Origin of the sequence: Methanospirillum hungatei JF-1 (assembly GCF_000013445.1) — an archaeon.
Classification (GTDB): domain Archaea; phylum Halobacteriota; class Methanomicrobia; order Methanomicrobiales; family Methanospirillaceae; genus Methanospirillum; species Methanospirillum hungatei.
Map to the genome: position 1 here is coordinate 2,492,406 of NC_007796.1, position 23,063 is coordinate 2,515,468.

A 23,063-nucleotide genomic window follows, 5' to 3' on the forward strand; every position below is an offset into this window, starting at 1 on the left:
TTATTTTTTAAATGTTTGTAACAAAGTATCAATTTCATGAATCATTTCCCGAATATCTCCATACCGTTCATTTTTATCAATATGCACGGATTTTTTAATAATCGGATCATACACTCCATAATCTGACCGAAAATGTGAGGGAAGTGAACTTATGCTTTCAAAACAATTGAGAACCTGTCCTGATAAAAGATAATAAAAGATCGCCCCTACCTGATAGATATCCGTCTTTTTACCAGGATTGCCAAATTTTTCAGGATTCCTCTGCTCAGGGGCAATAACCCAGCAATCATCAGGAATGCCAGACTGAATCAACGCAGAAGTATCAAACCCAGATATTTTCGGTTGTAATCCATCATCAAGAAAGATGACAGAGGGCTCAAGAAGGTAGTGTCGGACACCCTGTCGATGTATGTAATCAATCCCTTCTGCAAGCCCCCGAACAATACGAAGTGCAGCCCTCGCGGGTATGGGCACTTTCAGATCTGCCAGCGAATAGATCCTCTTTTTCGATTGTATTGCACCGGATGGAAGATCAAATTCCAGGAAATAAACAGGATCACGTTCCCAGAACTTGATCTGCATAATATTCATATGCTTAAGTGACCGCCACGCCTGTATCTGTAATTCAACCTGAGAGGCAGGGATTACCCCGGAATCAAGAACCCTGACAGCAACTTCTATATTATCAGCAGCCCGGAGAGCCCGGTACATAATACCAAGCCTATCTGTTGAGATCAATGCAGATGGTTTGTAGATGGGCAGTAAAGAGTCTGGAAATCCTGTCAAAGAGGGAGAGAGAGATACCTGAGTGGCATTGCCTTCCTGTGCATCCACCTTTCTCTTTACATCAGGCTCATGGTCACGTATGTCAGATGAATCCATGGTATTAACTTCTGAAGAAGAATCCATCTTCCTCTTAATCAGATCCCGATACCGCTTGAGGGTACCATCATCATTCCCCAAATCGATCTGCTGGTTAAACCATTCCAGGGATTCTGAGTACTTTTTGGAGAAGAATAGAAATATCCCCTTATTGTAAGGGATCTTCACCGACAGCGGGAAGGAATATTCATTTTCAGTCAGGATACGTAATTTTTTGTATACCGATAGTTCATCCGAATCAGGAACGTCCATTACCAATTCGATACCCCGCTCTTCTCCTGATGCAAGAAGGATTGAATCTGCTTCAAGAGGAAAGGGATTATTATTTTTTATCTTGAGTATTGCAATGATATTCCCTTTTTTCTGAATGAAGCGTTCAAAAAACCATGACAGATCGAGGTCTCTGGGCATGATACGATACTGAAGGTGAATTACCCGGCTTTTTTCTTTTCCGTTCCCATCAATATACGAAACCGCCTGGGATACCTCACAATCTCCGGGATCATCATCAAATATCTCCCGAAAAACAATCCTGCATACTCCGGGTTCAATCCGAATCGTATCAACAACAATTGGTTTTGTCCCCATGTTTGTAATTTTCAATTTGAGTGATTTTTTATCTCCCTGTTTAAATAGTCCTGCAACAGGGTCAAACCTCACATCATCAGATGATATTCTTCTTCGTGTTTCGATTGCAAAATCCCGGCCACTCTCCTTCTGAACAGAGGAGGGAAGGACATGTGAAACCACGAATTTTATCCTTTTGATCTCACCAGAAATAACCACAATCGAAATTACCGCTACCGTCGTCAGCGTAATAATTACCCCGAGGATGATGAAAAAATTAGATAAGATCAAAGTCAGGACGGGATTGGAGTTTTCCAGTAAGAGTGATTCTTTTGTTTCAATCAAAACCCCTGACTTTTCCGGACTATAGGTGATTGAATGGATGGAATTCGGTTTTACCTCGATATCGCTCTCCATCACACCTTCTTTTCCTTTAACCACAACATGATGAATGCCCACTGGAATATGAGGAAGAGTTAACGGGGTCAGACCTGCAGGCATACCATCAAGTTCAACAGGTACATGAAGTGGCCCTGCAGTAACCTGTATACTACCGGAATTCTGATCATTATGTGGCAATCCCGTGGTAATTTCCATTGAGAGGAACACTGGATCTGAAATCCTGTTCGTTTTCCCGCTTGGTAACAATCGAACAACAGCAAAGGCGAGTTTTACCTGACCGACATTATGCGCTGATATGAGAAAAGGGAACTGGTAACTCTGCCCGGTATGAACCCGGGATCCTTTCGGTAACAGTTGTAACGGTGGATCAACGGTGATAAGGTTTGAATCCCCAGAATATTCGACACCTATCTTTTCAACATCATGTTCCCAGGCAGTCATACCCGTATTACGAAACTCAACCATGTATTGGCCATTCTGACCTGGATACATTACATCAGGAATACTGTCTGAAGAATACTCTCCGCCCTGAAACGTAATACCAGATATTGAACCCTGATCAACACAACAGACAGGGGTAATAATTAAAAAAGATATAAAAATGAAGAACAATAGAATAAAAAACGAATGGGAACTCATGCATCATCACCGGATAGTGCCATACCTTCTTTTATATAAAAATCAGGTATTATTCCCTTCAGATCATCTAAAAATGCCTCAACTGAAGCATACCGATCCTTTTTAAAACGGGCTGTAAGTTTCTTTAACAATGGAATATACAATTCAAAAGAGGGATCAGAAGTCACATTATCCATTGTCATTGAAATAATCTCATCCGCAGATTCTCCCTTTTCCATTATCCGGCCGGTCATCAGCCAGAGCCATATTACTCCCAATTGGTATATATCCGTTCTTTTTCCGGGTTTGCCAAAAAAGGAAGGGTCCACCTGTTCTGGTGCACAGACAAAAAATTCCTCAACCCCGCCTCCTCCCGCACTTCGAAGTGATTCACGGATAAGACCAGATATTTTAGGATTCAATGGCTCATCCAGAAGAATATATTTTGGTGAGAGATGGTAATGACGGACACCTTGCCGGTGAAGATATGCAAGCCCTTCTGCAATCTTTTCAATCAGCAGGGAAGAGACATGATTGGGGAGCGGGACTGGTAAATCTGATACCCTCATATATTGTTTATCTTCATACCACCCTCCGGAGACAAATTCAAGTTCCAGCATAACAACCGGATAAAATTCTGCTTTATACATCCGGAGCACATAGGGATGACGAAGTTGATAGAGAAGAGAGATTTCAGTGAATAACGATGAGCCGATTTTTTCAATGGTTCGGGGAATTTTAAGAGCACGTAAATCACCGGTGTCATTTTTCCGGACCAGGATTACCGTAGCAAACGGATCATCTCCCAGAACACGGATAGGAGTATACCGGTCAGATAATTCATCAGGATATCCGGAAATTTTAATTACAGCATCTGAACCAGCTTTGTCCTTTTTTCGTGCTGCTTTATCCTGAATTTGATTCAGAGCATTCAGGGCAGCTTCATGTTCAGGATCCAAGACCAGGATCTCTTGCAAAACTGACTGTGCCTCTTCTTCCAGACCCCAATTTAAAAGGATTTGAGCCTGTTGAAATAATCCGTCAACATTGTCCGGGTGTGTCACCAGTAATGCTCTAAAATACTCATATGCCTTTTCAACCACTCCCCGTGCAAGTAACGCAATCCCCCGGTTATATGGGATAATAATATTTTTAAAGAACTCTGAACCCTCTGCAAAAATACGAAGTGAAATAATTGTATCAGGTTCATCATTCGTTGGTTCACTGATTTCAACAGGTACTATCCCGAATCCACCAGGACTGATAGTGTGATCCTCTACCGATACCGGAACAGAAGAATGATTTGATACTCCAATGCTCGCTGTTGCAGAACCGGGCCGGGTTGTTAAATCCCGAAACTGGAAATCCACATCATCTTTTATAGTATCTGGTTTTGTTGGTTTTGAGGAGGGTTTCGGTTTTGAGGAATCTTTAGTAGAATTTTTCTTTTCAATTCCTTTTGAGGATTTTTTTCTTGAAATATGACCGGTTCCAGATCGATCAGATACTTTGCCATATACGCCATGAGAGATATCAGATGATGATGACAATCCTTCAAATAATGGTTTTTTGCTATGTATTTTATCCAGTAGATCTTTTTCTTTTTTTGACCGCTCTTTTTCAGGGTCCTCTTCATCCTCCTTATCTTCTTTTTTCTTTCTATCCTTTTCGGTTCGGTTTCGTTTTCTCAGTCCATACATACCAACACCGATACACGCAAGAAGGATCAATGAAATTATAATTATCAATGGAACATTCACTTCAATATATCCGATAAGGGTCCCGTCAGATACCGGCCCTGCCCTTTTCTTTGTAACAACCGGGATTTTTTCATCACCTCTCACGAGAAGACGTGTCATAACTCCCCGTTCCACATCAACCGAAAACGTTCGCTCAAAGGTATCATTCTTTACCCGTATCATATACTGACCTGGTTTCACATCAGCAATTATCGCAGGGACATTTCCCATAAATGCTGAATCAAGGTAAACATCCAGATCCAGTACCGGGCTTTCTACAAAGATCGACCCATTTACCGGTGATGAGATCCCGTCGGTTGGGACAATAGTCACATGCTTTACAAACACTTCGGTTATCTTCTGGTCACCGGTTGCTGACCGCATGACAACCGAGAAGGAGAGATCATAAGAACCCGGAGTCCCCACCGGGAGGAGGGTAAATCCAAAAGTTGCATGTTTACCGGGGGTAATATTCAGATCACGGGAGATCTCCACAAAAGAGGGGACAGCAGTAACTTTTGTCATATCACCTTCATAGAGGAGGCCAATCCGCCTCATTTCATCCTGCCAGCTGACAAGACCAGTGTTCCGGAATGTAACCAGAACAGGATATGAATGACCTGGGAGTAAGGTATCGGGGATGGTATCTGATATGTACGAAGGTCCAAAGCCGGGAGATATCACCCACTGTTCTTGTGCATAAACCGGGGATAATATCACTGAAATGACAAGGAGAATGAATAGTATGATAGGGACCATTCGTACCAGGCTCAAAGAATCAGATATACGTACAGCCTATTTATACTACCGGTTTAGGCCTTTCTGACGCTATCGAGATCTTTGATAAATTCATCCATCAGATAATACCGACCGGATTTTTTTCGTGATAACATCCGCACAATGATAGGATCATACTTCTCAAGACTTTTCCTGAAAGCGGATGGTAAAATCAGTTCATCTGCATGATCCTCAAACGTTCCTTCATGCCCTGATTTTTGAAATGCTTCAGGACTATACGGGAGATACCCGGTCAGAAGTTCATAAAAAATTACTCCCAACTGGTAGATATCCGTTCTTCGCCCGGGATTTCCATACTTTTGTTCATCCCTCTGCTCAGGTGTAATAAATGCCGCGGTAGCCCCTCTGACATCAGAATCCTTAACAGAAAATCCGAGTTCATTCCTTCCCCTGGCAAAACCGGAGACCTTTGCGCGAAGTTTTGGGGTCAGGAGAATATCTCCGGACTGGAGATGATAATGCCTGACACCAACATCATGGGCATATTTCAACCCTTCTGCGATATCACGGACAAGGGATACGGCATATTGTTCCCGGATAGGTTTTGGAAGACCGTTCAGGGATGTATGAACCATCCCCTTGTATGATACCCCGTCAAGGTACTCATTTTCAAGATAGGACATATCATCCAGAAATTCAGATTTGAAAAGATGCACAATGTTCGGATGACGAAGGGATCGCCAGACCGCTGACTCTTTCTGAAGAATCTCACTCCCAGGCTGTTTTGAGTGTCCAACCTTGAGTGCCCGGACATCACCGCTTTCTTTTTTCCTCACCTTATAGACACGGGCATAGGTATCATCCCCGGCAACACCCAGTGGTTCATACCGGTCCCGAAGAGCGTGGGGGAACCCATATATCCCTTCAATCTCCCGTCCTTCCTGGTCAGGGTCCTCGACATCTGGCAATGATTCATCTTCTTCAGTCTCTATGGGCTTTCTTTCAGAACTCTCCCCATCACGCCGGATTTTTCGATCACGGACACTTTTCCGGGTTCCTGATTCTGAACCGGCAGTTTTTCCTTGTTCCCGTCTGCGATCACCATCAGCACCACCTGATGCATCCGCACCACCACCGGTACTTTCTCCTCTCCCATCTTTACTTAATCCCCTCTGGAATCTGCTCTTCCCATCAGCGTATGGAGCGAGCAGAATGAGGGGCCTTGTATACCGTCTTACCGGATGGTGCTCAGGAATTCTCTTCGTATCCATCATGATGACCTGAAATCCGAAAAACAGAATGATGATGCTGATGATGATGAGAGAAATATTATCAAGGAGCCATCCAAGCGGGGTAAACTTCAGGAGTTGCTCAGTTGATACCACTGGTTTTTCAGATGTAGTCAGATCAACGGTAACTCTGCTGACTGATCCTGGTTCAACCCGTACCTGCGCCCATTTTCGGCCATAATCTGGATGAGAGACGGTAATCTCATACTGAGCAGGGTTCAGATCAGGCAACGTGAGAGGAGTTTTCCCTTTCTCTTCACTGCCCATACTGACCATGGCTCCGGTTGGGTTAGATTGAATAATAATTGAACCCACATTCCCGGATGAGACCCCCTCTTTTGGGATAACAATGATCTTTTTGGTAAAACCATTCGGAAAAGGCGTATATTTATCCTCACCCTTTCTTGTTGACATTGAAAAACTGAGCTCATATTCACCAGGTTTATCCGGAGGGGTCAGAACAAAGGGAAATGAGATCTCTTCCTGTGTTGCTACTTTCATCCCAGCTGGAATAGGAGAGAAAACCGGGTCCACGGTGATGGATGACTGTAATCCCTGGTAGAGGAGACCGAATTTTTCAACCCCCCATTCCCATGAGACCATCCCGTTATTCTGAAATGAGATTACCACCGGATATGATGAACCGGCCTCAAGTGAGGATGGTATGGTGTCTGATACATAATCTCCTTTATAATAACCGACACCCGATGTCCCGCCCATACCAAAGAGATCATCCGCAGCATACACACCTGGAACCATGAAAACCAGAAGAGTAAGAAAGATGGGGCCAGCCATACTCATATTCATCCAATTCTGGTTTGTTCCACTCATACCAGGTACTCCGTGTATAGTCCGGGGAAATGTATAAACAATTCTTAGACCTATGATTCAAAAATGCATCCATCTCATTTTCTTAGACCTGATATAGAAACGATGAAGTATCCTGATTTAGAGGCACTCATCGACGAGCGGATACAGTATACGGTTCATTATGCTGCAGAACACTCCCCTTTTTATAAAAAATTCTTTCAGGAACACAATATCAGCCCTGATGACATCAAAAGTCATGAAGATCTCCTCGAACTCCCGGTTATAAGCGGACAGGTGATCCGGGAAAATCAGCCGCCGGTCACGAGCGATTTCATGTTTAAAAGCCTTGACTGGAAAGACATCTATACCATCCATGAAACGAGCGGAACAAGTGGCACTCCGAAGAGTTTCTTCCTCTCCTGGGATGACTGGAAACGGTATGCAGAAAAGTATGCCCGCATCTTTGTATCCCAGGGATTTACAGCAGAAGACCGGATGATCATCTGTGCAAGTTATGGGATGAATGTGGGAGCAAACACCATGACGCTTGCAGCCCGTGAAGTTGGTATGAGTATCATCCCCACCGGTAAGTGTACGTTCCCGATACGGCTCATCCAGTCCTATCAGCCGACAGGAATTGTAGGGAGCGTCTTTAAATTTTTACGACTGGCGCGACGGATGAAAGCGGAGGGAATGGATCCGGCAGATTCCAGTATCCGAAGGCTTGTCGTCGGCGGGGAGAGTTTTGCCGATGAATCCAGAAATTACGTCAAAGAACTCTATGACTGTGAGGTCTATAACAGTTATGGGAGCACGGAAGGGACCATGTGCGGAGAGTGCCAGGCTGTTGCCGGTCTCCATGTTCCGGAGGATATTGTCCATCTGGATATCCATGATCCCAGGCACCAGCGTTTTCTCCCAGATGGTGAAGAGGGACATATTGTTCTAACGACGCTCCTAAAACCCGGAGAGCGATGCGGATCGCTTCTCATCAATTATGATACGGATGATACCACAAAAGTTATCAGCAGAAGCAGGTGCCCATGCGGACGAACTCATATGAGAATTCTGAATCCCTGGCGGGAAGCAGAGACCATCCAGATCTTTGAAGTTCCGATTAACCGGATAGACATCGAACGTGCTGTTTTCCAGCCTGAAAACCTGCCATCACTCACCGGAGAGTACGAAGCATTTGTGTATGGCGAAGAAGAGAATGAGATAACGCTCCGGATATCGGTTGAAGCTGAAGACAAGGATGCATGTAGCATTCATGATATCACCGATGTGATCACCGGGACAATCCTGAAATACAAACCAGAACTTATCGGGAGTTATGATGACGGGATATTCCAGATACTCGTCCATATCACAGGCCCGGGAGGACTGGAGCTTCATCATATCAGAGGAAGACCAAAACGGCTTATTGACAGAAGATGAAAAAGAAAAAAAGAACTTTATTCACTTTTTTGCAGAGTCTGAATCGCAGAAGAGACAATAATTGCCAGTTGTTCCACGGTCCACATTTCAGTATCCAGCACCAGATGGTAGGGACTGAGTGATCCGATATCAATATCATAATATTGCTGATACCGGAGGGCTTCACATGCCTCCCGCTCTTTTGTTGCCTGCATGGCTGCTGTGAGGTCAGAAAACTGATCCCGGTCAAATATTCGTCTGACCCTGCACTCAAGCGAGGCTTTCAGCCAGATCTTCAGGTCTGCCTCCTGAATCATCCAGCCGGACAATCTTCCTTCTGCAATAATATGAGTATTTGAAAGGGCTATCTCCCGTTGACGCTCATCGATCAGTTTATCTACCGAGGGATCCTCCTCACAGAATGACCCAAACTCAGCCAAAGTCAGGCCCCGCTCCCGTGCCATCTGTCTGAAGACTTCTCCTGCAGAGATGACATCCAGCCGGTGCATCTCGGCAAGATGATACGTGAGTGAGGTCGTTCCGCTCCCAGGAAGACCACTGATCGTAATGCGCATTACAAACCCCCAATATCAAGTGCCTTTCTGATAACCTGTGACAATGTGATCGAACAAAGCATGTACCATATGATCCATGCAGGGGCAGGACCAAGGATGAGATCGGTCAGATGAACAAGTCCAAAGAAGGGCATGTTTATCATGGCATCAAAATGATTGAGGCGGAATATGAGCCAGAAGAATATCGGAAGGGTGATAACCATGATATACCCCATAGGTTTGAACTGAGCCTGGCTCATCTCCATCTGTTCCTGCATCATCCTGGAGCGTTTGGCTTCGAGTTTTTTTATCTGCTTCTCATCTTTTGAGAGCATTGCTTCCCGGTATTCTTTTTGGAACTCTTTCATCCGGTTCTGCGTCTGTTTCATCTTTTTATAATCGATGGTATACTTCTGGATGATTGACGAGTAAAAACCGGTCATTGCGGAGAGAATGATGATCACAATGTAAAAAGGAATATGGAATGTGTCCACAAGCGGCCCGAGGACAACGTTGAGTGAGGTTCCAAGTCCATTACGGACGGCCTCAATGCTGGCAATAAATAAAAGCCCCATAGCCAGAATCAGGGGCATCATACTCATGGTTGCTGACTGCGATCCTGCCATGACGTTTACCTGAGCACCTGAACCATCTCTTCTACTGCCTTTTCAAGCAGGAAGTCAGGGTTCTTAATATATCGAACGGTGCAGCCGGTCAGCATGGCATACGATGCTGCCACTGCACGGTTGAAATCCTGATGATCCTGAATATCCTGGTACCCTTCGATATCACGGATTCGGGAGGTATCAGATAATCTGCGCTTTAAGATCTGATCAGAATCAGTCTCAACAAGGATTATTAAATCAGGTTTTAACTCTTTCAGAACCCATTCAGGAAGACCTGCAAGGAATCCTACCGGAGTTTTTACTGAAGCATGAGTATCGATGATAATGTTACCATCGATCCGGGCGATCGCCTGTGAAGCAAGTTGCTGAAGCCGTTTCTGAGAATTTTTGTCTAGCTTCCGCATCTCATCACGGTCTTTGACAATATTCTCCTTTTGCGCAACTTCAAACATAAAAGTGCCAAAATTTATGCTCTGATATGGGACTCCTTCTTCTTCAAGCCGTCTGATTGACTCGGTAATGACCGAGGTCTTGCCGACCCCGGGCACTCCAGTAATGATGACTTTCTTCCCGGTCATACTGGTTTCTCTTTTATTCCTTACCAAAGAATGTTCGCATAAACGGATACATCTCCATGATCTGTTCACTGGCGATCTGTTCGTAGAGCCGATAGGTAATTGAAACGGTAAGCAGCAGACCGGTACCGGAAACAGCACCTATCACACCAAAGAGGTTGGCTACTACCGACATTATTCCAATAAAAACCCCACCAATAACCGTTACACGGGGAATATACCGGTCAAGAACCTTCTCAAGAACAGCCGGGTTTCTCCGGTATCCGGGGATGGACATTCCGGAGAGCTGAATCTGACGGGCAACTGCCTTTGAGTCAAGACCTGCAGTCTTCACCCAGAACAGAGCGAAGATAGCTCCTCCGACGACCATAATGGTGGTATCAATACCAAGTCTTATCAGAACTTCCCATGGAGCATGCCCACCGACATAACTTGGCATCCACCACATCCAGTCAGACGGATGATTGATCGGGGCAAGATACCACATCAGGCCACCAGTCGGAGTCTGACCTTCAAAGGTTCCGAAGATAGTAATACCGATATTGTTCAGGAATAATCCAATCATCTGTACGTTGGCCTGCAGAACACGGACAAGAATCATCGGAAGCACACTGGCGTAGATGAGTTTGACCGGGAACCGGGCCCTGGCACCACGAACCTGGGTGTGTGCGAGAGGGATCTCAACCCTGGTGGATTCCACATACACAATCAGAATGAAGATTGCAATGGTAGTGATGAATGCTATGAGATCGGTTCCGAAGTACTGGATGAAATTCGCCCCGTCAAGGACGACTGCAAACAGTCGGGGGAAAAATCCGACCGGATACATATCATTCACAGGAGCCCAGTTTATGAACCCGTTAATGATTGCTTCAGAGATACCGGCTATGATGAACAGTCCGACACCAGAGCCGATACCCCATTTGGTAACCACTTCATCCATCAGGAAGATGAGGACACCACCAATACATATCTGTATAAAGATGAGGATCGCTAAAACCCCGCTGTTCCCTCCGAATAATGCCGAAGCGATAGCCGGGTCAGGTTTTAAGAATCCTCCGACGATCATGGGCAGGGCTTCAACCACGATCATGATGAAAATCATGAGTTTCTGAAGACCCATGTACTGGATCTGGCCCCTGATTTCTGAAGTGTCAATGTGAATAAGGTCAGCACCTTTGAGGAGCTGAAGAACGATTGAAGCGGTAACAATAGGACCGATTCCTAAGTGGACAATCGAACCGCTTGAACCGGCAAGCAGAGCACGGAAGTACTGGAACATATCCTGTGATTCAGGAGAAAGCCCGAAAACAGGAATATTCGTGAGAGCAAAATATAAAATTAAAATTGCTGCTGTCCAGGCAAGTTTGTTCTTAAAATGAACATGGCCTTCTGGCGTTTTGACTGCCGGCATTTTGGCCAGAATTGGCTCCATCCGGTCGAGTATCTCACCCATTCAGAACCTCCCTGGGATCAAATCAGGAGAGCAGGGCGTGACCGCCCTTCGCCTCGATCTTCTGGATCGCAGACTGGGAGAACGCCTCTGCAGTAATATTCATCTTGCTGGTGACCTGACCACCACCAAGAACCTTCTCAATTCCTATATCTGCTGCATTGAGAACGATTGCATCGCCGTCCCGGGTTGCTGTCCCCTGCTCAAGAAGTGACGGGAGAATCTGATCAATCTGGCCGATATCCAGAACATTTCCGGTCATGGATGTCCGGTGATGGTGCTTAAATCCACAGGTACCATAGGTCCAGTTTGCATGGACGACTCCACGGACAAACTTGTGATCTCTGCTTCCTCCTCTTCCACGGCCACCACGGTTTCCTGCTCCACGGCGGTTTTTGTGGGTTCCACCACCACAGGTTCTGGAACCCCGGTACTTGGAACGCTTATTTACTGGCATTGCAATTACCTCATTTTATAGAGGAGATCATTGATATTCTCCCCGTGATAGCCCAGCGAACCACCCTGCTGGACAGTCCTCTTCGTGGTCTTATACCCCTTCCGTGGCGGGTGAAGACGGAGTACCGGTTTGAGACCCGGAACATCGGTCAGTCGTGCCTGCCCACCGGCAAGTGCTGCTGCAAAGTCTGAAATTCCACTGTACTGGGAATTTTCCTTGACATACTCATCGGTAAGACGAATATCTCCGACAAGACGTCCACGGTTTACAAGCAGCTCCTCAAGGGTTTTTGCATCCACTTCACCATATGCAATGAAATCCTTGACTTTCCGGATCATACCAACGTATGCCGGGGTGTCAGGGATCAGAACACAATGGTTGATGTGATGCAGACGGAGCATCTTGAGCGTGTCTTTGATCTCACGACGGGTCTTGACCGTTCCGCGGACCTGTACAACCGCATACATCACTCCATTCCCCCAAGACGAATCATATTCGTTGCTTTCAGTGCATTGAAGGTTGCCTTTGCATAATTGATGGTTGTCCGGGTCTGTCCCTGGGTCTGTGCCCAGACATCACGGATACCTGCAAGTTCAAGCACTTTCTTACCGATATCTCCGGTAACAAGGCCGATACCCTGTGGTGCCGGACGGAGTGTGACACGGACACTACCAGCATCGCCGGTGACCAGCATCGGAATTGAGTGCGGATTGCTGCATCCACATTCCCATGAACCACAGCCACGGCGGACTTTAACCAGGTTGATTTTGGCGCTTACGATGGCCTTCTTAATGGCATCACCGACCTGAGCGTCTTTTCCCTGTCCGAATCCGATGTATCCGTCGCGGTTTCCGACAACCACAACTGCTCTGAATTTTACCCGGCGACCAGAGTCGGTCATCCGCTGTACCATATTGATGTCGAGCACCTCATCGACGAGGTCCGGGAGGAATGCATCAACGATCTCAGGTTCCTTGATGGGTTTCCCGCTGCTGAGTATCTCGTCAATACTCTTTATCTCCCCTGCCTGAACCATACGTCCAAGGCCGGTCAGGGGCACCCATTCTGACTTGTCAAATGCCATATCAGTTCAGCTCCCCCATGATAGCGTCAACCGTCGCTGCAACGTTTGCAGGAAGATTGCCTGCCCGGTCCGGAGCATATTCTGCAATGTGTTCTCCTTTGCATCGCTCATCTGCCGGAAGGATCTCCTCATTGTGAGGAATATCAAACCCGGCCTCCACTGCACCTTTCAGGGCTGCAAATACCCGGGCACCCGGGGTTGCACGGTGAAGACCAATGTCTAGAATGGCTCCTTCCTGACCTGCCTTTAATGCCCGGACTGCGAGAAGCATACCGGTAAGATAGGCTGCAGGGGTGTTGTTTAAGGATCCTTCATATCCGAACTTCCGAAGTTCTGAAGAGTTCGCTGCAACATGAGTCCTGTCTCCTTCCATGTGTGCAGTGATAATCTGACAAATGATGTGCCGGTTGGTCTTTCGAACAACCATACGTGGCTTTGTTGCTACAACAAGCCTTGTCCGGGCATGATAATTGGTTCTTCCTTCACGCCGACGGCGGAATGCTACAAAGTAGCGTGGGCCTGTTGCCATTACTGTTCCCTCCAGATCTCAATCTGTGCTTTCATGTGGGAAACAGTTCTGAACTGTCCTCCGGCAGCACGGCGGTAAAACTTCCGGTAAACTGACCGGTCAATATCTCCGGTCTCACGAAGTTCACGGAGTACACGACGCTGAGCACGAATACGCTGAATCCAGCGGTCTTTACTATTAGTACGTGATCCTGCGGCTCCTTTCCTGCGACCCGGCCCCTTACAATGACCATAACTGCGCTTGGCCATCTGTGCACGGGCTCTGCCACGGGAGTTTCCCCGCTTCTGATGGGCTGCAATAGCACCATCCTGGATCAGGTTTCTGATGTCTTCCCGTGAGATCGCCTGCTGAATTTCGGTGAGCTTTTCAGGGTTGAACCATACACGATTCACACCACATCCAAGAACATCAGCAGCGAGGCGTCTCTGACCAGAAATCTGACTCATTTACTCTTCCTCCTCGTTACGTTCCTCTTCAGGTGCAGCCTTCTCTGGAGATGCGTTCTTGTGTCCCGGATGACTTGCATCTTTCCAGTTCAGTATACGGATATTCAGTTCGGCTGCTTTGTTCTGCACCACTTCACGCTTCTTGCGGCCTACCGTTGCAGCAATCCGGATGGCATGGGTGATTGGATCTACTCCTTCCAAGTCATTCAGATTGAATACACGAACTTCCTTCAGACCACACGGGTGCATACCTCTGACAGCAAGCGGACTTCCATACCCGGGGGTTGGATGCGGACCTTTTGCCTTCCGCTGTTTGCGCTGTTTGCTGTGCAGACCACGGGGGCGTCGCCATGAATCGCTGATGGTCTTCTTCTTGTCTACACCTTCACGTTTGAAGCGTGCATCTTTTGATTTCCGGACCTTCAGAAGCCGGCGGATTTCATCTGCCATTACTGCTCACTCCGTGATACAATGTATATGCCATCCTGGAATACACGGGGATCCCGGTCCCGGATACGGGTTGCACGTTCGATGTTTGCTGCAGTCGAACCGACAACTTCCTTGTCAATACCGGTTACCGTGACCTCATCACTTCCGACTTTTACCGTAGTTCCCGGAAGAATTCGTGCAGAACGGGGATATTTTTCTCCAAGGAAATTTACTATCTCAAGGGTCTCTCCAACAACCTTGATCTGGATTGGAAAGTGACTGTACACAACTTTCATACTGTACAGATAACCCTTGGTTACTCCCGTGCACATGTTTGAGCAGTGACTTGCAAGTGTCCCTACCATTGAAGTGACTGCCTTCTTTTGTGATTCGGTGGTGAACCGGACATCTTCAGAGCCAATGGTGATCTCAATACCCGGATACCACATATCACGCTGAAGATTCCCTTTGGGTCCTTTCACATGAAGGACGGTCCCGTCCATCGTGACAGAAACCCCTGAGGGGATGGATACTACTCTCTCAACGGTCATTCTTTCCCTCAGTATACATATCCGAGCAGTTCACCGCCGACTCCATTCCGACGGGCATCATGATGTCCCATGACTCCTTTTGATGTGGAGATCATGAGCATGCCGATATTCTTGGACGGGAGGTACAGCTGTTCCCAGTATTCCATCTCATCAAGGGAGACAGAGTAACGGGGAGAGATACAACCGCACTTATTGATCAATCCTGACATGACCACTTTGAACTGGCCACCACGTCCATCTTCTATCCGGGTATATTCCTTGATATATCCGGCTTCCTTCATAATGCGGAGGAGCTCACCAATCAGCCTGCCTGCTGGCTGGACAATACATTCTGCCCGGCCGGTGTCAGAGGCATTCTTCAGCGTGCTCATAGCATCCGCCACTGTATTCAGTCTTGCCATGAAACTCCCCTCAGTTCAGTTTTTTAAAGCCCATTTTCGGTGCCCATTCGCGGAAACACTGTCTGCAGAAGAAGATATTGTATCTGCGGACAAGTCCCTGTTTCCGGCCGCAAAGCAGACATTCGTGGGAACCACGACCAAAAATCTTGGTCCGTTCTTTCCCAGCCTTAATATTGGCCATTACTGTACCTCCACATTATAGCGATCCTTGAGGAAGAGCTTCGCATCTTCAACAGTGACCAGCTGCTTGAGGGGCAGCTTCTTCTGCTGGATGTGTCGTCTTGCAATCCGGACACCATTTCTTTTAAGAACAACGGTAACATCAAGGCCAAAGATACCGACTTTTGGATCATAACTCTGACCAGGATAATCTGTGTGTTCTTCAATACCAAAGGAAAAGTTACCCTGTTTGTCAAAGGCGCGGGAATTTATTTTATTCTCAACGATCTTAATCGAAGTTTCAAGGAACTTTTCTGCAGCCTCTCCCCTGAGAGTAACCCGGCAGCTTATGGGTGCACCCTTCCGGATACCAAATGCCGGAAGAGTCTGCTTTGCAACACTCCGGACCGGAGTATTTCCGGTGATCTCGGAGATGATACGCTCGGCATTGACCAGTTTGTCACCAGCTTCACCAACACCCATGTGAACAACAACCTTGTCTACAGCTACTGAACGATTTGGGTTCATTCCTCAATCCCCCAGCGATCAATTGCGGGTGACTCCCGGCCGACCATGACGACATACTCGTCAATGGTTTCAAAGGACTCACCAGAACTTTCATCCTTCAGGATGACACGGTTTGGAAGGCTGCCCGGAACCGGGATATGCTCAATAATTCTGCCGACAACACCGGAGTGTTTTCCACCGATGATCATTGCCATATTACCGGGCTGGAATGGGAAGTGATCGATGATCTCGTTCTTCTGCCCTTCCTTCAGGGAGAGAACAATTGAATCACCTGATTTGTACTGCTTGTCTGTCAGAACATTTGATCCGTCTCGAAGATTCAGCTGAATTCTGCCACCTTTTACGATGGTCTTGTTGGTGATCTTCACAAGGCGTGAGGATGCTGCATCTTCATCGATCGGGATGGTTACATGACGTCCCTTCTTGTCACGAAGGATGCGGTAGTGTTTCCCGCTCTTCGGTATGGAAACGATGTCAAAGATGCCGATTCCCATATCCGGGTGCCGTACCGGTCTGCCATTTACGATAATCTCACGCTCACGAAGAACGTGTTTTGCTTCCTTCATGTTCCGGACGATGCCCATCTGGTCACGTGCCCAGACAACAATCGGAAGTGCATTTTTGTTATGCGGGCCCGGGGAGGTCTTTGTGACAAACTTATCAGTCTTTCGTGGAATTCCCCATGACTTTGGTGATACAACCCGCTTGAGGTGATGTCCCATATTTACTCACCACTCAGTTTCTGTTCACGTCGCTTGTCCTCAAGATTCAGATCGGTTATCATCACATTCGATGGATCAACCGGACGGGGAACTTCTGTACCGTCTGCCTTCTTGACTGATACTCCATCAACCACAATGCGTGCATCTCTGGTGATGACATAGTCAACCAGTCCTTCAGTTCCGGCATGATCCCCACGAAGAACCTTTACTGTGTCGCCTTTGATAACGCGGATGCTCCGGCGCTTGTACTTCCCCTGCAGTTCCTTGGAAAGGGCTGCATGCAGGAGTGAGCCACGCATATGATGCGGAGCATTGTACCGGGCTTTTCTCTGTTTTCTGGGTTGACTGCTAATTACTCGTACCATGCACCTGTCCTCACACAATAATGGTGGCCATAGAGCCGATACGGGGGTACCGGATTGCGACTTCACGGGCTACCGGGCCTTTTATTTCAGTTCCCCTTGGTTCGTTCTTGTCATCGACAACAACGACTGCATTATCCTCAAAGCTGAGACGAAGACCACTTGGACGGCGAATCTCTTTCTTCTGACGGATAACGACAGCACGGACAAGTTTTCTCCGCATGTCAGGGGTTCCCTTCTTTACTGAGACGGTTGCAATATCGGCAAGACCGAGCTTGGGCTGACGACGACGGACACCATGGTATCCGAAGACAGACACAACCTGAACAACACGTGCTCCGGTGTTGTCTGCACAGGTGAGCTTTGTTCCGGTACTGACTGCACGGGGGACCTTTATCCCAAGACCCTTCATGCCCGGTTCACCTCAACAACTACGTAGGTTTTTGTCTTGGAGAGCGGTCTGCACTCTGCTATACTAACCATGTCACCAACCCGTGCATGCAGGCATGGGGGATTGTGTGCATGGATTTTTGAACTCCGTTTCTCGTATCGCTGATATTTTCTGACAAAATGGAGGTAGTCCCGCTGAACTACAACCGATCCTGTCATCTTATCGCTCACGACCTTGCCGGTGATCACCTGGCCGCGCACCGGCAAGGTGCCGTGAAACGGGCAGTTTACGTCACTGCAGTCCTTTTCCGGGACCGGGACGTTTAATCCGATATCTCTTGCCATTATGAGCCTCTATCTCTTGATTCGCATGTTGATGCGTTTCTCAGGTGCCATGTCGAGCACCGCACCGGTTACATCCACACGTTTTCCTGAAGGAAGGGTGAACCGGAAGATTACTCCCTTTTTTGCCACCTTTTTCACTCCGGTCCCGGTTTTTACAAAGACCATATGTCTGGTCTCACGAACAACCAGGCCGGAGATTCCGTTCAGGTACTGATTTTGTGCTTGTTCCACCCTGACATCCAGTCCGGTCAGTTCATGCCGGAGGATGTTCTGCGGGGTGATCATGCATGCATTCTACGGTTCTGCTCGGTTTTCATCCGGGCGATGGTCCGGCGGATTTCACGAATCCGACCTGCATTTTCCGTGGAACCTCCGGCACTGACTTTTCCATGGTATTGGATCAGTTCCATCCGGAGTTTGTCAACCTGTTCAACAAGTTCTACATCAGAGAGCTGTGAAACATCCCGTGCACGGAAGATTGCCATTTACTCTTCCTCCATGAAGTCATCAGGCTCATTGACGATTGCATCAAGATCCAGATCTTCCTCGTCATATTCAGAGGGGATTCTGGTGATATGAGCCATATTCCGCTGTTTCTTGGTGACTGCTGCAGTAACCTCGAAGTGGTCAGGAAGCTGTGCACCCGGTGGAATAAGGCGGACCTGAACACCAATGACACCCAGTTTCTTGATAGCAACTGCGTATCCCTTGTCAACCAGTGTGTTCACCGGATCACCGGAATGCTTGATGTATCCTTCAGTGAACTTCTGAACACGACCACGTGCTCCGGTAAGCTTACCGGATATGACAACCTCACATCCGAGTGCGCCGGAATCCATAATACGGCGGAGTGTTGAAGACCCTGCCTTTCTGAAATACCAGCCGCGTTCAAGAGCACTTGCGAGCCGCTCAGCCATTATCTGTGCATTCAGGTTAGGATTGTCAACCTGCTGAACCTCAATCTGGGGAGATTCGACGCCATATGTAGTTGCAAGATCCTGCGTCAGGGTTCTGACAACCTTTCCGCCTTTACCGATAACAATACCCGGCTTTTCAGCAAAGATCGTCACCTGAGTTCCGAGAGGGGTCCGGATAAGATCCATGCCACCATATCCTGCACGTTTCAGTTCATGACCAAGGTGCCTTTCAACACGGACTTTCCTGACACCGTCTGCAACAAATTTTCGTTCTACTGCCACACTATCAAGCCTCCTGCTCGCGGACGACCAGCTCAATATTCACCGTCTGGCGGTCTTTCGGAGTTGCACGTCCCATTGCACGTGGCATAAAACTCCTTCTTCTGATGCCGCGGTTTGCAGATACATGGACGATCCTGAGCTGATCCCCTTCAAGTCCGTTGTATTCTGCATTCTTGCGGACATTGTTCAGCAGCCGGAGATAGACGCGGCTTGCTTTCTGTGGGTACCGGCCGGCATCCCAGCCGACAAGACCCTTCCGGTGAGGAACATTCCGGTTAAACCGCTTGAACGGAATTGGTTTCTGAAGTGCAACGACACCCTCAAGGTATGCAGCTGCATCATCAAGCTTCATGCCCCTGATAAAACCTGCAATTTCAATTGCATGCTTTGGGGAGATCGGAGCTTCGTTCACGCGTCCCCGGGCAATATCCTTCCCGGTTACCTGGTTTGAATAATCAAATCTGGCCATATTCATCACTTCAGCGGAACGAACTTACTCGACCTGGTTGCACCAATACCGGCTGAACCGTGGGTAACCCGCCTTCTGGTTAATGCAAACTCTCCAAGATAATGAAACACTGATTCCGGCTGGAGTTCTACGCGGATAAACTCCTTCCCATTGTAGATCTCAATTTCACGACCGATCATCTCAGGGAGAATGATCATATCGCGCTGGTGAGTTCTGATTCTCGATCCATTGCTGCGGATATCAGAGAGGAGTTTCTCTTCACCGATAGTCCAGCCACGGAGAACTTTACGCCGTGCACGGGAGGGCATGACAGGAAGCAGGTCCTCCAGACTCATTGCACGGAGTTCGTCGATCTTGTAGCCATGGTAGGTAAATTCCTCCTTCCGTCGTGGCAGTTTCTTCTGTACCTTCTTTGCCATCCCGTTCACCTCCTTCCAGTCCGCCGGGCAGCGATATGTCCAACCTTTCTACCCGGAGAGGTTCCACGGCTCACCGTCTTTGGTCTGCCAGCGTGCTGATGCCCTCCACCACCGAATGGATGGTCGATGACGTTCATGGCGAAACCTCTGACACGTGGCCAGTTGCTTGCAGTATTCTTCATCTTGTGGTACTTCTTACCGGCCTTTACGAACGGCTTTTCACTGCGTCCGCCACCAGCAACAATGCCAATGGTTGCACGGCACTGACCGTTGAACCATTTTGTTGAGCCACTTGGCATACGGACTGCAACACGTCCTTCCATCTTGTCAGTAACGGTTGCCTGCACACCACTTGCACGGACAAACTTGCCACCGTCATTTGGATAGGCTTCAATATTGCATACTGAAGACCCGGTCGGTATTTCCTGAAGAGGAAGAGTGTTCCCGTTTCTGATCTCTGCATCAGCTCCCCAGGTCAGCACATCTCCGATACCCATACCCTCAGTGACCAGGACGTAGGTGTTTTCCCCGTCTGGAACGTCGACCAGGGCGATCGGGGTGTGACGTGCAGGGTCATGTTCAATATCGATGATCTTGTAGCTGACGGTCTCCCCTGCGCGACCCAGGTGTTTCAATGCTGCTTTGTACCGGTGTGAGGGTGCACGATATGTCGGGCCACCATGTCCACGACTCTGTGTAGTAATTCTATGTCCCATGCTGGCACCTCACATGATTCCAAGCCGGCTGAGAATCTCTTCAGCAGCTTTCGGGTTTGAAAAACTCACCATTGCTTTTTTCTCTCCCCGGTTGTTCATCAGGGTCCGGACACGGGTAACCGGCTGATCAAACATCTTCTCAATGGCTACCTTGATCTGGCCCTTGGATGCTTTCCGGTCAACAATAAACTGCAGCTGACCGTCACGCTCAACGATCATGCTCGCCTTTTCTGTTGCATATGGATATTTCAGTATCATTACTGCTCGCCTCCGAGTTTTCTGACTGCATCTTCAGTCCAGAGGGTAAGGCGGGCTGAATGCGTACCTGGTGCCAGAAGTTCAACATTCAGGTTGTCAACAAGGCACACATCCACTCCGGCAAGATTTCTTGCTGCACGGAGCCGTTCTTTTCCGGTAACGATAAGAAGACTCTTTCGCTGTTTATACCGGCGGCCACGAAGCTTTCCACGACCTGCACGAACTTTTCGGGAGCGTTCTGCACGCTCAACATCCCCGTAAACACCAACGGCACGGAGTGCTGCGATTACTTCCTTTGTCTTCTTCAGGGATTCAAAGTCGCCGGAAAGGACATAGGGAAGTGAACCGGTGAATACATGACCCCGGGAACGGACCAGTTCGGGAGATATCGTTGCGGCTATTGCAGAGTTAAGAGCTTTTCGTTTCTCTTTCTGGTTGATGTTCCGAATCAGAACCTTCTCAACTTTTGGCGGATGTGCTTCACGTCCACCTTTTGCCTGTGGGACTTTTGCTGCGCGAGAACTGTTTTTCAGACGCGGAACATGTGATACACCACGACCACTCCCCCAGCCGACTGCTGAGGCAGTAATTCCTGCATACACATATGCTCCGTGTGGCTGATAACGCCGGCTCTGCTGGGCGATTACCGCTTTTTTGATAAGATCAGGGCGAAATTCCGAGCTGAAGACCGGAGGAAGTTCAATCTCGTGTGCCACAGATCCGGTAAGTGTCAATACCTGTGCTTTCATCTACTTCACCCCTGCTTGGACTCCAGGCTGATAAACCCGATAGTTGGCTCACGAATCTTGTGTTCTCCGAGGCGCATTGCATGCCGGATACGGACAAGACGCTTTGAAGGTCCGGGAACAGAACCCTTGATGAGAACATACCGTGCCCGCACTTCTCCGTAATTAATGAAACCGCCTTCCGGCGTGATTTCTGCTCCATCTTCTCCGATTTTAAGAAGGCGTTTGTTAAACTCAGTTCTCTGATGGTATCCCATCTGACCCATCATCGGAACCTGCCAACGGACATGGTGCGGAGTCCATGGTCCAAGAGTTCCAACATGCCGCTCCTTCTTTCCACGGGAGTGCTTTCTCTTCCGAAGGTGAACACCCCAGCGCTTTACCGGACCCTGGGTTCCTTTTCCTTTCGTGATGGCAGTTACATCAGTATACTGACCGACTTTGAAGAGTGAACGGATATCAAAGTCCTTTCCAAGCATGGAGAGACCATATTCAAACCGCTCTGTCATGGAACCACCATCAATGCGGGTTTCCATGAGGTCCGGAACTTTCTTTGGAACACCGGTAAGAACGGAAGGACGAGTATACGTCAGCGCGACGACATCCACAATTTTGTCTGCTTCAAGTGCTTCGCGGATCTTCTTCTCTGCCTCTTCGCGTTTGTAGTTCTTTGAAAGGTTCAGTCTCCGGCTCAGTTCCTTGTCAAAGGAGTCAGCCCAGACTTCCGTCAGAACGTGGTTTCCATAGGTATCATGGCGATAGACACGGATTGCGGCAACTCGCATATCCGGAACTTCGATGACCGTAACCGGTACCATGATATCTTTTCCCTCATTCGGGCTGTGGGCATGGTCATCGACCATAATGACATGAGTCATACCCACTTTGTATCCTGCAAAGCCCTGGAGTGCAGGTTCTCCCTGGTACGCGGGCCACGCATGATATTTTGGAACCGGGCTTTTTGCCCTCTTCCTCGGGCTGTATGCCAGAGAACCCATGCGAGGTCTGTGAATTGTTGGCATGTATCAATCAGTCCTTCTTTTCTGTATCTGGGGACACACCAGAATTCCGGTATGCTTCGATGCAGGAAAGAGACACGGGACATGAGCTGTATATGCGCTTTCGCCATAACTGCTGCATGCCGGACATACGATCAGATCTCTTCCTACCTCATGGAGTTCCGT

Annotated in this window: 31 protein-coding genes; 1 reads left to right on the plus strand and 30 read right to left on the minus strand. The window is 47.9% G+C overall.

Going from position 1 to position 23,063, the window contains the following annotated elements; translation table 11 throughout:
- The 3 genes from MHUN_RS11560 to MHUN_RS17690 form a co-directional block, all read right to left on the minus strand.
- A complete protein-coding gene (locus MHUN_RS11560) occupies positions 1-2,316 on the minus strand; it encodes a protein kinase domain-containing protein (protein ID WP_158498220.1) in 2,316 nt (771 codons plus the stop codon).
- 170 nt (positions 2,317-2,486) lie between these two features.
- Positions 2,487-4,967, minus strand: a complete 2,481-nt coding sequence (locus MHUN_RS11565) for a protein kinase domain-containing protein (RefSeq protein WP_048067481.1) — start codon at positions 4,965-4,967, stop codon at positions 2,487-2,489.
- Between the two features lie 53 nt (positions 4,968-5,020).
- Complete coding sequence (locus MHUN_RS17690; protein WP_011449188.1) at positions 5,021-7,066, minus strand: protein kinase domain-containing protein; 2,046 nt, start codon at positions 7,064-7,066, stop codon at positions 5,021-5,023.
- A gap of 102 nt (positions 7,067-7,168) precedes the next feature.
- On the opposite strand from MHUN_RS17690, the gene ftsA reads away from it, so the two are divergent.
- Positions 7,169-8,482 (plus strand): coenzyme F390 synthetase, encoded by a 1,314-nt coding sequence (gene ftsA, locus MHUN_RS11575; protein ID WP_239441525.1) that lies wholly within the window; start codon positions 7,169-7,171, stop codon positions 8,480-8,482.
- Between the two features lie 17 nt (positions 8,483-8,499).
- On the opposite strand, the gene cmk is transcribed toward ftsA, so the two are convergent.
- From cmk to rpl3p, 27 genes are read right to left on the minus strand one after another with little or no spacing between them, the layout of a single operon-like run.
- Entirely contained in the window at positions 8,500-9,036 is a 537-nt protein-coding gene (gene cmk / locus MHUN_RS11580) for a (d)CMP kinase (RefSeq protein WP_011449190.1), read from the minus strand.
- Positions 9,036-9,641, minus strand: coding sequence for a DUF106 domain-containing protein (locus tag MHUN_RS11585; RefSeq protein WP_011449191.1), 606 nt, complete (start codon positions 9,639-9,641; stop codon positions 9,036-9,038). The genes cmk and MHUN_RS11585 overlap by 1 nt, the downstream gene beginning before the upstream one ends.
- A gap of 5 nt (positions 9,642-9,646) precedes the next feature.
- Positions 9,647-10,219 (minus strand): adenylate kinase, encoded by a 573-nt coding sequence (locus MHUN_RS11590; RefSeq protein ID WP_011449192.1) that lies wholly within the window; start codon positions 10,217-10,219, stop codon positions 9,647-9,649.
- 13 nt (positions 10,220-10,232) lie between these two features.
- On the minus strand, positions 10,233-11,672 hold the full coding sequence (gene secY / locus MHUN_RS11595) for a preprotein translocase subunit SecY (protein ID WP_011449193.1): 1,440 nt from the start codon (positions 11,670-11,672) through the stop codon (positions 10,233-10,235).
- A 22-nt stretch (positions 11,673-11,694) separates the two neighbouring features.
- Complete coding sequence (locus tag MHUN_RS11600; protein WP_011449194.1) at positions 11,695-12,126, minus strand: uL15m family ribosomal protein; 432 nt, start codon at positions 12,124-12,126, stop codon at positions 11,695-11,697.
- 5 nt (positions 12,127-12,131) lie between these two features.
- Positions 12,132-12,593: a 50S ribosomal protein L30 gene (locus MHUN_RS11605; RefSeq protein ID WP_011449195.1), complete on the minus strand. Its 462-nt coding sequence runs from the start codon at positions 12,591-12,593 to the stop codon at positions 12,132-12,134.
- Positions 12,593-13,210, minus strand: coding sequence for a 30S ribosomal protein S5 (locus tag MHUN_RS11610; protein WP_011449196.1), 618 nt, complete (start codon positions 13,208-13,210; stop codon positions 12,593-12,595). The genes MHUN_RS11605 and MHUN_RS11610 overlap by 1 nt, the downstream gene beginning before the upstream one ends.
- 1 nt (position 13,211) lies before the next feature.
- Positions 13,212-13,739 (minus strand): 50S ribosomal protein L18, encoded by a 528-nt coding sequence (locus MHUN_RS11615; RefSeq protein ID WP_011449197.1) that lies wholly within the window; start codon positions 13,737-13,739, stop codon positions 13,212-13,214.
- Positions 13,739-14,185, minus strand: coding sequence for a 50S ribosomal protein L19e (locus MHUN_RS11620; RefSeq protein ID WP_011449198.1), 447 nt, complete (start codon positions 14,183-14,185; stop codon positions 13,739-13,741). The genes MHUN_RS11615 and MHUN_RS11620 overlap by 1 nt, the downstream gene beginning before the upstream one ends.
- Entirely contained in the window at positions 14,186-14,635 is a 450-nt protein-coding gene (locus MHUN_RS11625) for a 50S ribosomal protein L32e (RefSeq protein WP_011449199.1), read from the minus strand.
- Positions 14,635-15,165, minus strand: coding sequence for a 50S ribosomal protein L6 (rpl6p, locus tag MHUN_RS11630; RefSeq protein WP_011449200.1), 531 nt, complete (start codon positions 15,163-15,165; stop codon positions 14,635-14,637). Before rpl6p ends, MHUN_RS11625 begins: the two co-directional genes overlap by 1 nt.
- A gap of 8 nt (positions 15,166-15,173) precedes the next feature.
- Complete coding sequence (locus tag MHUN_RS11635) at positions 15,174-15,566, minus strand: 30S ribosomal protein S8 (protein ID WP_011449201.1); 393 nt, start codon at positions 15,564-15,566, stop codon at positions 15,174-15,176.
- A 10-nt stretch (positions 15,567-15,576) separates the two neighbouring features.
- Entirely contained in the window at positions 15,577-15,747 is a 171-nt protein-coding gene (locus MHUN_RS18360; protein ID WP_011449202.1) for a 30S ribosomal protein S14, read from the minus strand.
- Positions 15,747-16,253 (minus strand): 50S ribosomal protein L5, encoded by a 507-nt coding sequence (locus MHUN_RS11645; RefSeq protein WP_011449203.1) that lies wholly within the window; start codon positions 16,251-16,253, stop codon positions 15,747-15,749. The genes MHUN_RS18360 and MHUN_RS11645 overlap by 1 nt, the downstream gene beginning before the upstream one ends.
- Positions 16,250-16,975 (minus strand): 30S ribosomal protein S4e, encoded by a 726-nt coding sequence (locus MHUN_RS11650; protein WP_011449204.1) that lies wholly within the window; start codon positions 16,973-16,975, stop codon positions 16,250-16,252. The genes MHUN_RS11645 and MHUN_RS11650 overlap by 4 nt, the downstream gene beginning before the upstream one ends.
- Positions 16,976-16,977: 2 nt before the next feature.
- The gene (gene rplX, locus MHUN_RS11655; RefSeq protein WP_011449205.1) at positions 16,978-17,340 is read right to left on the minus strand and encodes a 50S ribosomal protein L24; all 363 of its coding nucleotides are present in this window, start codon (positions 17,338-17,340) and stop codon (positions 16,978-16,980) included.
- Between the two features lie 10 nt (positions 17,341-17,350).
- Positions 17,351-17,749, minus strand: coding sequence for a 50S ribosomal protein L14 (locus MHUN_RS11660; protein ID WP_011449206.1), 399 nt, complete (start codon positions 17,747-17,749; stop codon positions 17,351-17,353).
- Positions 17,746-18,072, minus strand: coding sequence for a 30S ribosomal protein S17 (locus tag MHUN_RS11665; protein WP_011449207.1), 327 nt, complete (start codon positions 18,070-18,072; stop codon positions 17,746-17,748). The genes MHUN_RS11660 and MHUN_RS11665 overlap by 4 nt, the downstream gene beginning before the upstream one ends.
- A 9-nt stretch (positions 18,073-18,081) precedes the next feature.
- Positions 18,082-18,357: a ribonuclease P protein component 1 gene (locus tag MHUN_RS11670; protein ID WP_011449208.1), complete on the minus strand. Its 276-nt coding sequence runs from the start codon at positions 18,355-18,357 to the stop codon at positions 18,082-18,084.
- Positions 18,354-18,557, minus strand: a complete 204-nt coding sequence (rpmC, locus tag MHUN_RS11675; protein ID WP_011449209.1) for a 50S ribosomal protein L29 — start codon at positions 18,555-18,557, stop codon at positions 18,354-18,356. The genes MHUN_RS11670 and rpmC overlap by 4 nt, the downstream gene beginning before the upstream one ends.
- Positions 18,558-19,271: a 30S ribosomal protein S3 gene (locus MHUN_RS11680; RefSeq protein WP_011449210.1), complete on the minus strand. Its 714-nt coding sequence runs from the start codon at positions 19,269-19,271 to the stop codon at positions 18,558-18,560.
- A 4-nt stretch (positions 19,272-19,275) separates the two neighbouring features.
- Positions 19,276-19,740: a 50S ribosomal protein L22 gene (locus MHUN_RS11685; RefSeq protein ID WP_011449211.1), complete on the minus strand. Its 465-nt coding sequence runs from the start codon at positions 19,738-19,740 to the stop codon at positions 19,276-19,278.
- Between the two features lie 5 nt (positions 19,741-19,745).
- On the minus strand, positions 19,746-20,159 hold the full coding sequence (locus tag MHUN_RS11690) for a 30S ribosomal protein S19 (protein ID WP_011449212.1): 414 nt from the start codon (positions 20,157-20,159) through the stop codon (positions 19,746-19,748).
- 5 nt (positions 20,160-20,164) lie between these two features.
- Positions 20,165-20,875, minus strand: a complete 711-nt coding sequence (locus MHUN_RS11695; protein ID WP_011449213.1) for a 50S ribosomal protein L2 — start codon at positions 20,873-20,875, stop codon at positions 20,165-20,167.
- A 9-nt stretch (positions 20,876-20,884) separates the two neighbouring features.
- Positions 20,885-21,133 (minus strand): 50S ribosomal protein L23, encoded by a 249-nt coding sequence (locus MHUN_RS11700; protein WP_011449214.1) that lies wholly within the window; start codon positions 21,131-21,133, stop codon positions 20,885-20,887.
- The gene (gene rpl4p / locus MHUN_RS11705; RefSeq protein ID WP_011449215.1) at positions 21,133-21,882 is read right to left on the minus strand and encodes a 50S ribosomal protein L4; all 750 of its coding nucleotides are present in this window, start codon (positions 21,880-21,882) and stop codon (positions 21,133-21,135) included. Before rpl4p ends, MHUN_RS11700 begins: the two co-directional genes overlap by 1 nt.
- A 5-nt stretch (positions 21,883-21,887) precedes the next feature.
- Positions 21,888-22,901 carry a 50S ribosomal protein L3 gene (gene rpl3p / locus MHUN_RS11710; RefSeq protein ID WP_011449216.1) on the minus strand — a complete coding sequence of 338 codons (1,014 nt, stop codon included), beginning with the start codon at positions 22,899-22,901 and terminating at the stop codon, positions 21,888-21,890.
- Positions 22,902-23,063 lie beyond the last annotated feature (162 nt).

What these genes read in the sequence shown, in the direction of transcription:
- MHUN_RS11670 (WP_011449208.1), bottom strand. Translation starts at nt 18,357, where the DNA reads ATGATCACCCCGCAGAACATCCTCCGGCATGAACTGACCGGACTGGAT.
- MHUN_RS11650 (WP_011449204.1), bottom strand. Translation starts at nt 16,975, where the DNA reads ATGGGACATCACCTCAAGCGGGTTGTATCACCAAAGTCATGGGGAATT.
- MHUN_RS17690 (WP_011449188.1), bottom strand. Translation starts at nt 7,066, where the DNA reads ATGAGTGGAACAAACCAGAATTGGATGAATATGAGTATGGCTGGCCCC.
- MHUN_RS11690 (WP_011449212.1), bottom strand. Translation starts at nt 20,159, where the DNA reads ATGGCAAAGAAGGTACAGAAGAAACTGCCACGACGGAAGGAGGAATTT.
- MHUN_RS11610 (WP_011449196.1), bottom strand. Translation starts at nt 13,210, where the DNA reads ATGGCATTTGACAAGTCAGAATGGGTGCCCCTGACCGGCCTTGGACGT.
- MHUN_RS11585 (WP_011449191.1), bottom strand. Translation starts at nt 9,641, where the DNA reads ATGGCAGGATCGCAGTCAGCAACCATGAGTATGATGCCCCTGATTCTG.
- MHUN_RS11615 (WP_011449197.1), bottom strand. Translation starts at nt 13,739, where the DNA reads ATGGCAACAGGCCCACGCTACTTTGTAGCATTCCGCCGTCGGCGTGAA.
- MHUN_RS11660 (WP_011449206.1), bottom strand. Translation starts at nt 17,749, where the DNA reads ATGAAGGGTCTTGGGATAAAGGTCCCCCGTGCAGTCAGTACCGGAACA.
- ftsA (WP_239441525.1), top strand. Translation starts at nt 7,169, where the DNA reads ATGAAGTATCCTGATTTAGAGGCACTCATCGACGAGCGGATACAGTAT.
- secY (WP_011449193.1), bottom strand. Translation starts at nt 11,672, where the DNA reads ATGGGTGAGATACTCGACCGGATGGAGCCAATTCTGGCCAAAATGCCG.
- rpmC (WP_011449209.1), bottom strand. Translation starts at nt 18,557, where the DNA reads ATGGCAATCTTCCGTGCACGGGATGTTTCACAGCTCTCTGATGTAGAA.
- MHUN_RS11665 (WP_011449207.1), bottom strand. Translation starts at nt 18,072, where the DNA reads ATGGCAAGAGATATCGGATTAAACGTCCCGGTCCCGGAAAAGGACTGC.
- MHUN_RS11685 (WP_011449211.1), bottom strand. Translation starts at nt 19,740, where the DNA reads ATGGCCAGATTTGATTATTCAAACCAGGTAACCGGGAAGGATATTGCC.
- MHUN_RS11560 (WP_158498220.1), bottom strand. Translation starts at nt 2,316, where the DNA reads ATGGTTGAGTTTCGTAATACGGGTATGACTGCCTGGGAACATGATGTT.
- MHUN_RS11625 (WP_011449199.1), bottom strand. Translation starts at nt 14,635, where the DNA reads ATGGCAGATGAAATCCGCCGGCTTCTGAAGGTCCGGAAATCAAAAGAT.
- rplX (WP_011449205.1), bottom strand. Translation starts at nt 17,340, where the DNA reads ATGGTACGAGTAATTAGCAGTCAACCCAGAAAACAGAGAAAAGCCCGG.
- MHUN_RS11695 (WP_011449213.1), bottom strand. Translation starts at nt 20,875, where the DNA reads ATGGGACATAGAATTACTACACAGAGTCGTGGACATGGTGGCCCGACA.
- rpl4p (WP_011449215.1), bottom strand. Translation starts at nt 21,882, where the DNA reads ATGAAAGCACAGGTATTGACACTTACCGGATCTGTGGCACACGAGATT.
- MHUN_RS11605 (WP_011449195.1), bottom strand. Translation starts at nt 12,593, where the DNA reads ATGTATGCGGTTGTACAGGTCCGCGGAACGGTCAAGACCCGTCGTGAG.
- MHUN_RS11635 (WP_011449201.1), bottom strand. Translation starts at nt 15,566, where the DNA reads ATGGCAAGACTGAATACAGTGGCGGATGCTATGAGCACGCTGAAGAAT.
- cmk (WP_011449190.1), bottom strand. Translation starts at nt 9,036, where the DNA reads ATGCGCATTACGATCAGTGGTCTTCCTGGGAGCGGAACGACCTCACTC.
- rpl3p (WP_011449216.1), bottom strand. Translation starts at nt 22,901, where the DNA reads ATGCCAACAATTCACAGACCTCGCATGGGTTCTCTGGCATACAGCCCG.
- rpl6p (WP_011449200.1), bottom strand. Translation starts at nt 15,165, where the DNA reads ATGACCGTTGAGAGAGTAGTATCCATCCCCTCAGGGGTTTCTGTCACG.
- MHUN_RS11565 (WP_048067481.1), bottom strand. Translation starts at nt 4,967, where the DNA reads ATGGTCCCTATCATACTATTCATTCTCCTTGTCATTTCAGTGATATTA.
- MHUN_RS11590 (WP_011449192.1), bottom strand. Translation starts at nt 10,219, where the DNA reads ATGACCGGGAAGAAAGTCATCATTACTGGAGTGCCCGGGGTCGGCAAG.
- MHUN_RS18360 (WP_011449202.1), bottom strand. Translation starts at nt 15,747, where the DNA reads ATGGCCAATATTAAGGCTGGGAAAGAACGGACCAAGATTTTTGGTCGT.
- MHUN_RS11645 (WP_011449203.1), bottom strand. Translation starts at nt 16,253, where the DNA reads ATGAACCCAAATCGTTCAGTAGCTGTAGACAAGGTTGTTGTTCACATG.
- MHUN_RS11700 (WP_011449214.1), bottom strand. Translation starts at nt 21,133, where the DNA reads ATGATACTGAAATATCCATATGCAACAGAAAAGGCGAGCATGATCGTT.
- MHUN_RS11620 (WP_011449198.1), bottom strand. Translation starts at nt 14,185, where the DNA reads ATGAGTCAGATTTCTGGTCAGAGACGCCTCGCTGCTGATGTTCTTGGA.
- MHUN_RS11600 (WP_011449194.1), bottom strand. Translation starts at nt 12,126, where the DNA reads ATGCCAGTAAATAAGCGTTCCAAGTACCGGGGTTCCAGAACCTGTGGT.